Raw genomic sequence first — 14374 nt, forward strand, 5'->3', positions numbered from 1 at the left:
GGTCGGCCGGGATTCGTGAAATTTTCGCCAAAAAGTACTTAAGCGGCTGATTTAAAAGAAAAATCTATTGACGGGTCGAGCGGCGGCGCCTTCCGATGAAGGTCCAGCAGGTATGACCCGAGCCGATTGATGTGGTCGCGGCGATATGGCGACAGCGCCTGCAGTATGTCGGCGTCGACGGGATGCCCCTTTTCCTGCAGCGCCCTCAGTGCCCTCGACATCCATTGCACGTTGTAGAGAATCACCATGTTCGCGACAAGCTGGTTGTACTTGATGACCTTGCGCTGCTCGTGCCGGAGATTTTCCGCAATGACTTCGCCGCCGAACATCAGCCATTTCGAGAAGTCGTTGAACTGCTCGCTCTTGTTGGTCGCAGCGTGAATCGTTTGTCGCATCTCCGGGTCGTTGATGTAGCGCAGCAGGAACATCGTCCGGATCACACGCCCGAGCTCGCGAAACGCGAAGTACAGCTTGTTCTTCACGCTGCCGGAGCCAAGCCGCCGCAGGATCGTCGACGGCGTCATCCGCCCGGCCTTGATTGAGATCGCGACGCGCAGCATGTCCGGGAAATGCCGCTCGATCAAGGACCAGTCGATGCTCGCGCGAAACAGTGACTCGATGTGTTTGTAGCGTCGGCGTCGATCGGGCTTGTAGAAGACCAGATCCTTGATGTCGCGGATTCGCGGCATGAGATCGATGCCGAGCAGATGCGCGAGCGCGAAGACGGGGGCACTCTGCGCGTGAGTGTCGCCGTGAATGGTATCTGGCTGGATATCGGAAGTGTTCTTGATCAGGCCGTCGAGAATGTAGACGGCTTCGTGCACACCGCACGGAATGAAGTGGCTGAACAGCGCAATGTACATGTCCGACACGTGGTAGTAGCCGATACCACCGTAGCCGCCGTACCGGATGTGGTACTCGGACAATAGATTCTGTTCGTAGAGATTCCACTTCGTTCCGTCGGCCGACACGCGCTTGCCTGAACCCCAGAATTTCGGCAACGTGAACTGGTTGTAGGCGTTGATGACTTTCACGATCGCCTTGTCTAGCCGCTCCTCGGTCACGTGCTTCAGGTTCAGCCACGCAACCTGTTTGCGGCTGAGATTTTTGACCGACCGGGCCGTCTGGGTCGGTCCGAGATTGCAGCCGTAGCAGAACAGTGTGGTGATGAAGCGCTTGCGCGGATCGTCGATCTTGGACTCGAAACCCGACAACGGCCCGAACAGTCGATGCAGATCCAGCCACTGCTCGGTTTCGGTGAGGATATCCAGGATGCTGACCGGTCGCATCGACGCCGCAACGGCCTGACTGATCAGCGTCAAATTCGGAGGCTCGGGCTTCTTGTCGTGGCGATGCAGAATCAAGCCCTGCTCACCCATTTCGACATGATCGTAGCGGGGAAAGCCGGCATCAACGGTATCAGCCAGATTACCGAGATCATCCTTCAGTTTTTGGGTGAAGGCACGCCCGTCAATCGGGTAGTCGACGACTTCGCCGTAGCGCGGTAGCTCTTGCCGGAATTCGTCCCACGAGACCTGATGTTCGCGCGGATCGTCATAATGGTCGCTGCCCTCGACGTAGATGTCGCCAGAATTCAATTCGTGCATGACTTGACTGAAGACGCAGAGCTCGAGGTACTTGCGGTGCAGCAGGCGCGCCGAGCAGCCATCGGGCAACACACAGCGTTCCCATTTTTCGGGAATCCAGTCGAAGGGCAACTGTGCGAGATCGGCGTCGCTCAGCAGCAAGTACTCCCGGCGAGACGTCCGATATTGCTGGCTCCACGCGAGCGCGCGGAGCAACGCGTCATCCTGCGAACTCGCCTTCAACGACAGCAGGTCGAGGCATTGAAACAGCAGCGATCGAAGCTTCTTGTATGGCGCGAGCAGGAACGGGAAGATGTGGTTTCCGGCCTGCGCGATGTGTTCGTTGCACCGAATTAGCACGCTGTCGGGATCATCGCCCAGTGCGGCACGCATCTGCGCGATCCGCATGGCCGCAGGCGTTTCGTTGTCCTGCAAGACGTTGAGAACATCTCTGAACTGGCTGACGAGGGTTTGCAGTTGATCGGCGGTTGCGAGCTGGTATTGCTGAAGCCGCAGCTTGGCGGTGCTCTCGAGATTCCGGACCGTTTTGATGAAGATATCGGCGACATCGTCGAGCGCCTTCTGGCGTTGCGAGAAAATGAACAGTCCCGCGAGCGTATATCGCTTGGCCGGCTTCAGCGTACGCATCTCGTGGACGTCCAGCGCACGCGCCTCGGTAATGAACTGCACCCGCTTGGGGACCGACAACATGTGCGGCGCCGGCGGCAAGCCGTCCGCGAGCGCGTTCATCGTCCGGATATGCTCCAGGAAGCTCGCGATCTCCCGCGGGCCCGGGCGTTTCGGTTCACGCTTCAATTCGTCCCAGCGAGTCTGCCCAGCCCGAGTGAGAAAGAGCGCGTCGAGTCGTGCCTTCAACGGCTCGTCGAGCGAATCGACATAGGCGCCGTAGATTGCTTCGTGGAGCTGACTGCGGGCGTGTCCAGCGATCCGGGATAGCGTGGCGAGTGGCGGCAGTTCGTGGCGCCGGCGCACGAGTTCCTCGAGCATCACGTTGATGATATCGGGTAGTTCGGCCTTGGTTCTTGCGGCGTGCTCGGCCACTTTGGCAAGCCACGTATAGGTTGTGCTGTCGACCGACTTGATCCGGACGTGTTCGCGCAGAATTTTCTGGTGACGGGACTTGCTGCCGGAGCGGTCGTAGCGTGTGACAGTGGTTCGGGGTACCGGGCGCACGCCGAGCACCGAGCAAATGTGATCGACGATGACCATCGGCACGTCGGACAAGACCGGCATATAGCCCAGACGCTGCAATAGCTTGAGCTGCGTCAGGATCAGCACCCGCGTCGGCGCCTGTCGAAACTGCCCGAAGACGAACCGGATATCCGCCGCGCTGGGCGTGAAGACCGTTCGCAGTTCCGCCTCGTTCAGTTCGGCGGGCAGCGCCGGATAGGCAGTTTCATGGATTTGACTCATAGGCGACGTCGATGCTCTCCCGGGACGCGCGTCGTGGCGCTCAGCGGGGCGGCAGCTTCAGCCGACCCGACAGGATCGCCTCGGCAAGCTCGGCATCGCTCATACCCATGATCTTGTCGATCGTGCCTCGCGACAACTCGTCGAGCAACGCGAAGATTTGATCTTGCAGTGCCGACAGCCGGTCCGCGCGCGCCGTCACGCGAGCCAGCATCTCGCGCTGTTCCAGCGTTGTGGCTTCCGGTTGCCAGCGCAGGAACTGCTCGCGTTGAACCGGTAGAAGGCTCCGTTGCTCGCTGTAGAGATGCCGAACACGCTCGAGCGTCGCGTCGTCCAGCACCTGCGGACGGGATCGGCATTGAGTCAGCTTGTCGAGGGTCGCTCGAGCCTCGTCCAGCTCAACGCCGAACAGATCGAAGACGATTGGCAAAAATCGAATGGGCCGCCAAGTCGGCGCGCGACGAGCGTCTGTGTCCATGGAGCGAATTCCTGTCGGACGGTAGCTCATCGCATACATCGGCCAGAGCTGCTAGCGTTGAGCGGGAGCCGTGATTGTAGCGCGGCGGCGTTGCTGCTGAATGACGCCGAAGGCGACGCCGGAGACATCAGGTTGCCGCGTATGGGATAATGCCGGCCTCTCAGGTTCTGGCCGGGTTCCCCGACCTGCTGGAACATTTTCAGCCGACGCGTCTGCGTCGGCTTTTTTTCATTCTGCTTTCCATGCACTCCTGCGACGCGCACCGTCAATCGGACACGTCTGAAAACCGAAATTTGTCTTTTTCCGTCAACGGCTTGGCAATTGTTGACAGTCGTCTTTCAGGGATTTGGTAAGCTCGCGCACAATAATCCAACGAATAGGCGCGGGCCGCGTCGACGAGAATGAACAAAAACACGCATCGCCTGGTGTATTCCAGGCTTCGGGGTATGGTGGTGGCCGTCGCGGAGACAGCGACGGCTGAGGGCAAATCGGCAACGGGTGAGGCGCGCGCACGGCGGCGCTCATCGGCGTCGGGCGCACGCGCCGTAGTCGCGGGCGTCGCCGCGCTCGGCATGCTGCCTACCCTGTCCGATGCGCAAATCGTCCCGACGCCGGGCACCCCCACGCACGTGATCCAGACGCCGAACGGCTTGCCTCAAGTCAACGTGGCCGCACCGTCGGGCGCCGGCGTTTCGGTCAACACGTACAACCAGTTCGACGTACAAAAGGCCGGCGCGATCCTGAACAACTCGGCCACGATGGTCCAGACCCAGCAGGCGGGGTGGATCAACGGCAACCCGAATTACGGTGCGGGCCAGGCCGCGCGGATCATCGTCAACCAGGTCAACAGCCCGAATCCTTCCCAAATTCGGGGCGCTTTGGAGATCGCAGGCGCCCGAGCGGAGCTCGTCCTGGCGAATCCTTCGGGCATTTTTCTCGACGGTGCGTCCTTCATCAATACCAGCCGCGCGACCCTCACCACAGGCGCACCGTACTACGGTGCCGATGGTTCGCTCGCCGGCTACAACGTCAACCGGGGGCTCGTGACCGTGTCAGGCGCCGGCCTGAATGCAACCGGTACCGATCAGGTGGACCTGATCGCCCGCGCGGTGCAGGTGAACGCTGCGGTCTACGCGAAGAACCTGAACGTGATTGCCGGCGCGGCCCAGGTCAACCACGACACGCTCGCCGCGACGCCGATCGCCGGCGACGGTCCCGCTCCGTCGGTCGCGATCGACGTGAGCCAGTTGGGCGGTATGTATAGTGATCGGATCTTCCTCGCGTCGAACGAGTTCGGTGTGGGGGTGGCCAACGCCGGGACGATCGCCGCACAGGCCGGTGACCTGACGCTGCAGTCGAACGGCCGGCTCGTGCTGACGGGCAAGACCACGGCGAGCGGCAACCTCGCACTGTCGGCTGCCGGTGGCATTCAGAACAGCGGTACGACCTACGCGCAGCAGTCGGCGTCGGCGAATACGGCTGCCGATCTGACGAACACCGGAACGCTCGCCGCGCAACAGAATACGACCGTGAACGCGGGCAGTGTCAATTCGACCGGTACGCTCGGCGCGGGCGTGAACAACGACGGCTCCGTCGGAGGTGGCGGCGATCTGAACGTGACGGCGTCGGGCCAGTTGAGCGCAACCGGCCAGAACGTCGCAGGCGGCAATGCGTCGCTGACCGGCGGCAACGTAAATCTCGCCGGCAGCCAGACCGCGGCGAACGGCAATCTGTCGCTGAACGCGACGGCCGGCGACGTGAATCTGACAAACGCGACGACGAGCGCCCAGGGGGCTGTCTCGGCGAACGCGTCGGGCACGGTGATCAACGATCACGGCAGCCTGTCGAGCGGCGGCAGCACGACGCTGACCGGCGGGAATCTGTCGAACCAGGGCGGCAAGGTGTCGTCGCAAGGCCCGCTGTCGGTCAACGTGGCCGGCCAGATCGCCAACCAGTCCGGCGAACTGGTCTCCGAAAGCACGGCAGACGTGCGCGGTGGCGCCATCGCGAACAACCAGGGCACCCTTCAAAGCGCGGCCGGCATGACGGTGGCCGGTGCGTCGCTGGACAACACGGCGGGTCGGATCACGTCGCTCAACGGCGACGGTTTGTCGGTGACGACCACCGGCCAATTGACCAATGCGGCGGGTACCACCGCAAACGGTGCGCAAGGCGGCGTCATCGGCGGCAACGGCGACGTGTCGGTCCAGGGCGCAAACGTTGTCAACCGCGGCGCGATCACGTCCAATACGAATCTACGTGTTGCGGGCCAGTCGGTCGACAATGGTAGCGGCACCCTGCAGGCCGCCCAGAACGTCGCGATTGATGCCGGCGCACACCTGGCGAACAGCGGTGGTTCGATTGTCGGCCAGACGGCGACGCTCAGCGGCACGACGCTCGACAACAGCGCCGGCACCGTGCAGGCCGATCAGGTCTCGTTGAACGCAACCGACGTCGTGAACCACGGCGGCACCATCACGCAGACCGGCGCCGGCGCGATGGCCGTCAACGTATCGGGCACGCTCGATAATTCCAGCGGCGGCACGCTGCAGACCAACAGTACCGACCTGACGCTCGCGCCGGCTACGCTGAAGAACGACGGCGGCACCATCACGCACGCCGGCACCGGCACCCTGACGCTTGGCAGCCAATCTGGCTCGGTGTCGAACGTCGGCGGCTCGATCGCGAGCAACGGGCGCGTCGTCGCGCAAACCGGCACGCTGAACAACACGTCGGGCTCCATCAACGCACAGACCGGATTGGCGGCAACCGTCGGCGGCACGCTGAACAACGCAAACGGCAAGCTGTTGTCGAACGCGGACCTGGGCGTCACCAGCGGTACGCTGACGAACGACGGCGGCCAGATCGGTGCGGGCACGAACGCGACGATCCACACGGGTTCGATGACGAATCAGGGCGGCTCGATCGTCGCGCCGAACCTGTCGGTCTCGGCCGACTCGACGCTGGACAACAGCAGCGGCAAGCTCGAAGCGAACCAGCTCACGCTGACAGCTGCGAACCTCGCGAACCGCGGCGGCACCATCACGCAGTACGGTTCGTCGGCGATGGGCATGAACGTCAGCGGCACGCTCGACAACTCGGCCGCCGGCGTGATTCAGACCAACAGCACGGACCTGACGCTCGCCCCTGCCGAGTTGAACAACGCGGGCGGCACCATTACACACGCCGGTACCGGCACGCTGACGATCGCACCGGGCAATGGAGCCAGTGCGCTGAACAACGCGTCGGGTACCATCGTGACGAAGGGACAAGCCATCGTCAACGCAGCGACCTGGAACAACGCGAGCGGCATCCTGGCGGCGCAGCGCGGCATCAACGCCGCGATCGCGGGTGACGTCAACAATGCACAGGGCTTGCTCCGCTCGGACGCGTCGCTGTCATTAACGAACGGCGGCACATTATCCAACCGCGGCGGGCATGTCCAGGCGGGGCAATCGAGCGCGGGCGACACCAGCACGCTCGATATTCAATCAGCCTCGATCGACAACGCGGACGGCGCCATTGTCGACCTCGGTGCGGGCAAGATGACGGTGCAAGGCGGCAGCCAGATCGCGAACAGCCATGCGGGTGGTGTGTCCGGCATGGGCGCCATCACCGGCAACGGCGATGTAACGGTCAGCGCAGCGTCGATCAGCAACACGCAAGGTGGTCAGCTTAGCGGCGCATCGCTTCATGTTCAAGGCAATACTCTCGACAACAGCGGCGGCTCCATCGGCAACGTCACGAATTCGAACGGCGACGTGAGCGTCACGACGATCGGCGCAATCACGAACACGAACGGCCAGATCAGCTCGACGCACGACCTGTCGGTCGCGGCGGCCACGCTTCAAGGCGGCGGCACCTACAGCGCATCGCATGACGCGAACGTGAACCTGCAGGGCGACTATACGGCGGCGGCCGACACGCAGTTCAACGTCGGCCACGATCTCGCCTTCACGCTGCCCGGCACCTTCACGAACAACGCGAACCTGCAGTCGGTCAACAACCTGAGCGTCAACGCGGGCAACATCGTGAACTCGGGCGCATTGACGGCTGGCGGCCTGCTGCACACGCAATCAACCGACCTCACCAATACGGGCGCGCTCGTGGGTGCCAGCGCGTCGCTCAACGCAACCAATACGATCTCGAACCTCGGACCGACCGCATTGATTGGCGCGTCCGACAGCAACGGCACGCTCGAGCTCCTCGCGCACGACATCGAGAACCGCGACGACACGAGCGCGGCCGATACGATGGCCACGACCGCCATCTTCGGCATGGGCAAGGTCGTGCTGGCGGGCGGCAAGGACGCGAGCGGCAGCTATACGAACGCAGCGCTGGTGAACAACGCGTCGGCGCTGATCCAGTCGGGCGGTAACATGGAGCTGCACGCCGACAAGATCACGAACACGCGTCGCGTGATGACGACCTCGACCAGTTCGATCGATCCATCGCTGCTCGGCCAGTTTGGGATTCCGATCAGCGGCCGAACGGGCCAGATCGGCGTGAAGGATCCGGACAGCATCGGCGGCGTCTACACCGAGCCGCCCCACGGTGGCCAGTGGAACAGCACGTACCAGTTCACGACCTACTATGCGGACAGCGCGACGGCGACGACCGTGACGGGCATCAGCGCGGCCGGCCAGATCGTGTCGGGGGGAAACATCGATGCGTCGTCGGTCGGCACGCTGCAGAATTACTGGAGCCACATCGCGGCGGTCGGCGACATCAAGATGCCGGCGCACTACGACGCGGACGGCTGGGCGGCGTCCGGCCAGAAACTGCCGGGCGTCACGGTCTCCTATTCCGGGCAATATCACTACAACAACTACGACAACTCGGAACACGACTGGCAGTTGCCGTTCGGCAATGCGCCGTTCGTGACGGGGCGCCCGGGCGGTTACACCCAGGCGGCGCCGGCATCGATCAAGGATTACAAACTGCCGAGCTACGACTCGACGTTGAGTTCGAACGGCACGATTTCGGGCACGGGTGTCAGCGTCAACAATACGGCGGGCAACGCATCGATTCCGTCGCTCGGCTTGCTGCCGGGGCAGTCGGTGCCGGGTCTCACCCCCACCAATCTGAGCGGCAACGCGAGCGGCGCGAAATCGGGTGCGTCGGCCGTGCACGGCGGTCCGTCGGCGCCGGTCGATCCGATCATCGCCAGCGCGACGGCGCTGAACGTCCTGAACAACCTCACCATTCCGCAAGGCGGCTTGTTCAAGCCGACCACGGCGCCGAATGCGAACTACGTGATCGAGACGAACCCGGCGTTCACGAACCAGAAGAATTTCATTTCGAGCGACTACTTCTTCGGTCAGCTTGGCGTCGACCTCACGCATATTCCGAAGCGGCTCGGCGACGGCTTCTACGAGCAGCAGCTCGTCCGCAACGAAGTCACGGCGCTGACCGGCAAGGCGGTGCTCGGGCCATACGCAGACCTGCAGACCATGTATCAGTCGCTGATGGCGGCCGGCGCGGATCTGTCGAAGTCCCTCGATCTGCCGATCGGCGCGAGCCTGTCGGCCGACCAGGTGTCGAAGCTGACCAGCAACGTGATCATGATGGAGACGCGTGTGGTCGACGGCCAGTCGGTGCTGGTGCCCGTCGTGTATCTCGCGAAGGCCAGTCAGCAGAACATCGACGGGCCGTTGATCAGCGCGACGAACATCGACTTCCAGAATGCGCAGTCGTTCACCAACAGCGGCACGATCAAGGCCGACAACACGCTGGCGATTCAGGGCAAGCAGATCGACAACGCGTTTGGTGCGCTGCAAAGCGGCGGGCTGATGTCGCTGAAGACCGAGAACAACATCGACCTGACGTCGGCCAACGTGAAGGCCGGCAGCCTGCAACTGGATGCCGGGAAAGACCTGATTCTCGATACGGCGACGAAGACGAACACGCGGGTGAGCCGCGACGGCGCGACGAGCGTGGTGACCACGCTCGGGCCGACCGCCAAACTCGACGTGGCGGGCGATGCGTTGATCACGACGGGCGGCAACTTCCAGCAGAACGCGGGCAACCTGTCGGTCGGCGGCAATCTCGGCATGAACGTCGGCGGTAACTGGGATCTCGGTGCGGCGCAGACCGGCGAGCACAAGATCGTGCAGCGCGCGAACGGCGTGTCGAATACCGACATCAACAAGGTGGTCGGCAGCTCGGTCACCGTCGGCGGGCAATCGAGCATCGGCGTCGGCGGCGATTTGACGGCGCGCGGTGCGCAGATCGACCTCGGTCAAGGTGGGACGATCGCGGCCAAGGGCAACGTGACGCTCGGCGCAGCGAGCGCGACGTCGACCGTGAACAGCAACAGTTCCGGTAGCGATAGCCACGGCAGTTACGCGGAGACGCTGCATACGTCGGATCAGGCGCTGACCGGCACGACGCTCAAGGGCGGCGACACGGTCACGATTGCGTCGGGCAAGGATCTCACGATCAGCGGTAGCACGGTCAGTCTCGACAAGGGCAATGCGAACCTGATGGCGGCCGGTGACGTGAATATCGGCGCAGCGACCGAAACGCATGAGCTGAACTCACACGAGACGCATAGCCACAGCAATGTCGTGAGCGGCGCGAAGATTGCGAGCGGGATCGACCAGACGGCGACGTACAGTCAGGGCAGCACGGTGTCGGCCGATGGCGTCAACATCGTCAGCAATCGCGACATCAACGTGACGGGCAGCAACGTCGTTGGTACGAACGACGTCACGTTGCAGGCGAAGCGCGACGTGAACATCAAGACCTCGCAAGACACAACACAGTCCGCAAGCTATTACGACAAGAAGGAATCGGGCCTGCTCGCGAATGGCGGTCTGTCGGTGACGGTGGGTTCGCGCTCGACTGCACAGCAAGATCAAACGAGTTCGGTGACGAATAATGGCAGCGTGATCGGCTCGTCTCACGGCAATGTCACGATCCAGGCCGGAAAGGATGCGACGATTACGGGTAGCACCATTGTTGCTGGTCAAGACGTCGGAATCGCGGCACAGAACGTGACCGTGAATGCTGCCTACGACACCTACAAGGACGCGCAATCGCAGCAATTCAGCCAATCCGGTTTGAGTGTCGGATTGGGCGGCGGCCTGGTCGGACTCGGGCAGTCGATGGCGAGCGCGGTGCGCCAAGGGCAGCAGTCCGGCGATTCGCGTCTCGCAGCGGTGCAAGCTGTGGCGGCGGCCGAGCAGGCTTACCAGAACCGCGGCGGCATTAAAGACGCGGCCAATGCCCTGTCGAACGGTAATGTTAGTGAGGCCGCCAAGGGCGTTCAGGTACAACTCAGCATCGGATCGAACCATAGCAGCAGCAATTCGACGACATCAATCTCGGATGCGAAGGGCTCGTCGATTATCGGTAACGGCAACGTATCCATTATCGCGACCGGCACGCCGGATGCGAACGGAAATGCTCAGGCAGGTACCGGCAATATCGCGATGACGGGCGCATCAGTGCTCGGCAAGAACGTCGCGCTCGATGCCAACAACGCGATTACGCTGCAAAGCGCGCAGAGTTCGGAGCAGAACACGAGCTCGAATAGTTCGTCCGGCTGGAACGCGGGCGTCGCAATCGGCGTGGGCAAGAATACGGGCATCAGCGTTTTCGCAAATGGCTCGAATGCGCATGGCCAAGGCAACGGAGACAGTGTCACGCAAACCAACACGACGGTGGCCGCTGGCAACGACCTGACGATGAAGTCGGGCGGCGACACCACGCTGTCGGGGGCGCGAGTATCGGGTGATAAGGTCAAGGTGGATGTCGGCGGCGACCTGACGATGACGAGCCTTCAGGATACGTCGAACTACAGCAGCAACCAGCACAACACGGGCGTCAGTGGCAGCTTCACGTTCGGCTACGGTGGTGGTGTCGACGCATCGATCGGCCATACCAGCATCGACGCGAACTATGCGTCGGTGAACCAGCAAACCGGCATCGTAGCGGGTAAGGAAGGTTTCGATGTCAATGTGGCTGGCCACACGCAACTCAACGGTGCGCAGATCGCGAGCGCCGCGCCGGCCGATAGCAATACGCTGACGACCGGCAGTCTCGGATTTACCGATATCCAGAACAAGATGTCGTATTCGGGATCGTCGGAAGGATTCTCGACATCGGGCGGTCCGAGTTTTGCGCAGACGGGCGACAGCGCAAGTGGCGTCACGCACGCCGCGGTGAGCCCGGCGAAGATCGTGGTGAAGTCGGATGAACAGAACGGTACGGATAGCACCGCCGGCCTGTCGCGCGACACGGCGAACGCGAACCAGACGGTAGAGAACACGTTCAACCTGCAGAAGGTTCAGAACAACCTGGCTTTCTCGCAGGCGTTCGGCAAGGCCGCGACCTTCGCGGTGGCGGAAGCCGCGACGCAGTTGGAGAATAGCAGCCCGCAGATGAAGGCCCTGTTCGGCGAGGGCGGTGCGGGTCGCGATGCGCTGCACGCCGCAGTGGCGGCAATCGGTGCAGCGCTGTCGGGCGGCAACATTGGCGGAGCGGTCGCGGGTTCGCTGGCGGGAGACGTGTTGCAGTCCCTGGCGCAGCCGATCATCGATCAGACGGTGAGCCAGTTGCCGTTGAGCGCGCAGGCCGCCGCACGAAATGCGCTGAATGAGATCGTGGCGACGGCCGGCGGTGCCGCGGCTGGAGCGCTGGCGGGTGGTGGTTCATCCGGCGCGCTCGCTGGTGCGGGTTCGGCCATCAACAACGAGCTCTACAACCGGCAGCTTCACGTGGAAGAGGTGAAGGTCGTCGAGCAGCTCGCGAAGGAAAAGGCGCAAGCGGTATGTCGTGGCGATGCGGGTTGCGTGGCGAGCGCGACGACCTACTGGACCGACATGCTGGAGCGCGCGGCGAAGGGAATGGTCGACGACACCGCCAACAAGGAAAACATGGCGTATCTCCAGACGCTGATCCAGACGGCGAACAATCCGACCAGCGAAGGCGCAATGGGGGGCCTCAGCTCCTACCTTTCGAACCTTCAGACGGCGCAGGACATGTTGTCTCAGTATATGGGCAAGCCGATTCTGGTACGCGGTTCGCCGATCATCTCCGACGGTTCGGCTCAGACGTATTTCAGCGCAACGCCCGCGCAGCGTTCGGACCAGTATCTGAACACCCTGGGCTCGCTGCCTGGCTCGATCGTGCCGGGTGCGAGCCAGCGTGATCAGAATCGAGCGGATTCCTTCGCCACGCAAAACGGCTCCGTCAAACCCGACTATACGATCGAGGAAACGGTCATCGGCGGTATCCTTGCCAACAAGATCGCGTCGACGGTCGCGCGCGTGGGCGAGTCGATTGATGTTTGGTTGGCGGGACCGGTGAATCCGACGAGCAAAGGGTTTATCAGCACCGGCAAGGTAACGATGGAAAGCATGCCGGTGAAGCTGAATAGCGCGGAACAAGGCGTGCTGTCGAAGCTTGACCAACTTCCGACCACGGATTTGCAGGGACAGGCTCGCGAATATGTCGCGAACAACTACTTTGTACGGAACGGCTTTACGCCGCTTGATGCTAAGTGTGGCGTCAATTGCTTCGACGGTGTCTACACCAAGGGAGACACGGTATATATCAACGAAGTCAAACCATTGAACGCGAATGGCTCGATCCAACTTAATGGCCCATCCGGTAGCTTGCCAACGCAAATGACTGATGCGTGGATTGATAGCGCAGTTACCCGCCTTAGAAATGGAGATGCAAGTCAAAGGGCAACTGCCGATTTGATCCAGAAAGCAATTGACAGTGGTAAACTCGTAAAGGTCGTTACGGGCGTTAATTCTAATGGCGCAACACTTGTGAAATTAAAGTAAGGTGTCGAAATGGATGCGGAAGCAGTTAAGCGGAAATCTTTTGGATTTGATGCAGCCATGCGGCACATTCCCGAGGTTGCAGATAAGATCCGGAATCGGACCAAGCCCATTGATTTGAAGCGCTGTTATGATGGGCTTTCAAGAGATCACTCCGTGGTAGGACTTTATGATTATTTTGCCAATGGCGACATGCCATCGCTCAAGAATAATCTATACGTCTCGTGCGTTCTCAAGTTAACTTCTCTCGCCATAAGCGAGGATCTCTTTGAACTGCAAACGCCGGATTACTTATTGTATTCGATGCTGTCCGACTCCAATGCGATGGTTCAAGCGTTCTCGGTTGCTGCACCTCAGGGGTTCGTGAGTGCAAGAGAAGATCCATTAAATAACCAGTTCTACGTTCACATGCTTCAATTGGCTATGATGGGCGACGATGCCTCTCTGGCTGACAAGATTCGCAGAATGGCGAAGAACGGTCGGAAGCCGATGCGGACTCAATGTGAGCGTGGCGAGGACTTTTTCTCGGCATTGATTCGCGGCGGTAAGGAAGGACTTGAGAAAATCATTCTCATTGATGCTGCTCGTAAGCTGGAACACGTATATACGGAAGATTATTTTTCATTCCTGGCTGTCTTGGAGGCAAAGTTGTGCTGGCTCCGAGGGATCCCAGTCGAAATTGATCACCCGTTGGTACCGATGGAGCTGATGCCCGTCAAGCCGCTCGATCACTACGACGACGTCTACGACTTTCTGAAGCCGGGGTGGGTGCCCCCTCCGCAAGGGTTGATCGGCCGCGTTTCCCGGTGGTTTAAGACGTGATCGCCCAACGTCGCACTCCCTTTGAGGCAACGATGAAGAAATCCAAATGGCTGATGGTCATGGTGTTGGTCATGTCAGCGCTTCTCGCTGCGTGCGAGACCGTCCCACCGGACGCACCACCACGCCCTCCGCCGAAACCGGAAATGGAACCTGTATTGCCTTCGTGGTCAAGCACGACGTGGGTCATGGGTTTTTGGAAATGGAGCGGCACCGAATGGGTTTGGATTCCGGGACACTTTGCACCCAAACCATAAGATCAA

General features: G+C 61.5%; 5 protein-coding genes. 3 read left to right on the forward strand and 2 right to left on the reverse strand.

Features of this window, described 5'->3' with window-relative positions:
- Positions 1–38: 38 nt before the first annotated feature.
- Both ACT2FV_RS04355 and ACT2FV_RS04360 read right to left on the reverse strand, forming a co-directional pair.
- Positions 39–3020 (reverse strand): Tn3 family transposase, encoded by a 2982-nt coding sequence (locus tag ACT2FV_RS04355; RefSeq protein WP_444503303.1) that lies wholly within the window; start codon positions 3018–3020, stop codon positions 39–41.
- A gap of 40 nt (positions 3021–3060) precedes the next feature.
- Positions 3061–3495 (reverse strand): hypothetical protein, encoded by a 435-nt coding sequence (locus ACT2FV_RS04360; protein WP_444503304.1) that lies wholly within the window; start codon positions 3493–3495, stop codon positions 3061–3063.
- 401 nt (positions 3496–3896) lie between these two features.
- Here ACT2FV_RS04360 and bcpA point away from each other — a divergent pair, with 401 nt between their 5' ends.
- From bcpA to bcpO, 3 genes are all read left to right on the forward strand, one after another.
- Positions 3897–13295 (forward strand): contact-dependent inhibition toxin BcpA, encoded by a 9399-nt coding sequence (gene bcpA / locus ACT2FV_RS04365; RefSeq protein ID WP_444503305.1) that lies wholly within the window; start codon positions 3897–3899, stop codon positions 13293–13295.
- Between the two features lie 9 nt (positions 13296–13304).
- On the forward strand, positions 13305–14114 hold the full coding sequence (locus tag ACT2FV_RS04370; protein WP_444503306.1) for an immunity 49 family protein: 810 nt from the start codon (positions 13305–13307) through the stop codon (positions 14112–14114).
- A 71-nt stretch (positions 14115–14185) separates the two neighbouring features.
- Positions 14186–14368 (forward strand): CDI system lipoprotein BcpO, encoded by a 183-nt coding sequence (gene bcpO / locus ACT2FV_RS04375; RefSeq protein ID WP_232508593.1) that lies wholly within the window; start codon positions 14186–14188, stop codon positions 14366–14368.
- The last annotated feature ends 6 nt before the right edge of the window (positions 14369–14374 follow it).

Origin of the sequence: Burkholderia sp. PR2 (assembly GCF_052372875.1) — a bacterium.
GTDB lineage: Bacteria > Pseudomonadota > Gammaproteobacteria > Burkholderiales > Burkholderiaceae > Burkholderia > Burkholderia diffusa.

What these genes read in the sequence shown, in the direction of transcription:
- ACT2FV_RS04360 (WP_444503304.1), bottom strand. Translation starts at nt 3,495, where the DNA reads ATGGACACAGACGCTCGTCGCGCGCCGACTTGGCGGCCCATTCGATTT.
- ACT2FV_RS04370 (WP_444503306.1), top strand. Translation starts at nt 13,305, where the DNA reads ATGGATGCGGAAGCAGTTAAGCGGAAATCTTTTGGATTTGATGCAGCC.
- bcpO (WP_232508593.1), top strand. Translation starts at nt 14,186, where the DNA reads ATGTCAGCGCTTCTCGCTGCGTGCGAGACCGTCCCACCGGACGCACCA.
- bcpA (WP_444503305.1), top strand. Translation starts at nt 3,897, where the DNA reads ATGAACAAAAACACGCATCGCCTGGTGTATTCCAGGCTTCGGGGTATG.
- ACT2FV_RS04355 (WP_444503303.1), bottom strand. Translation starts at nt 3,020, where the DNA reads ATGAGTCAAATCCATGAAACTGCCTATCCGGCGCTGCCCGCCGAACTG.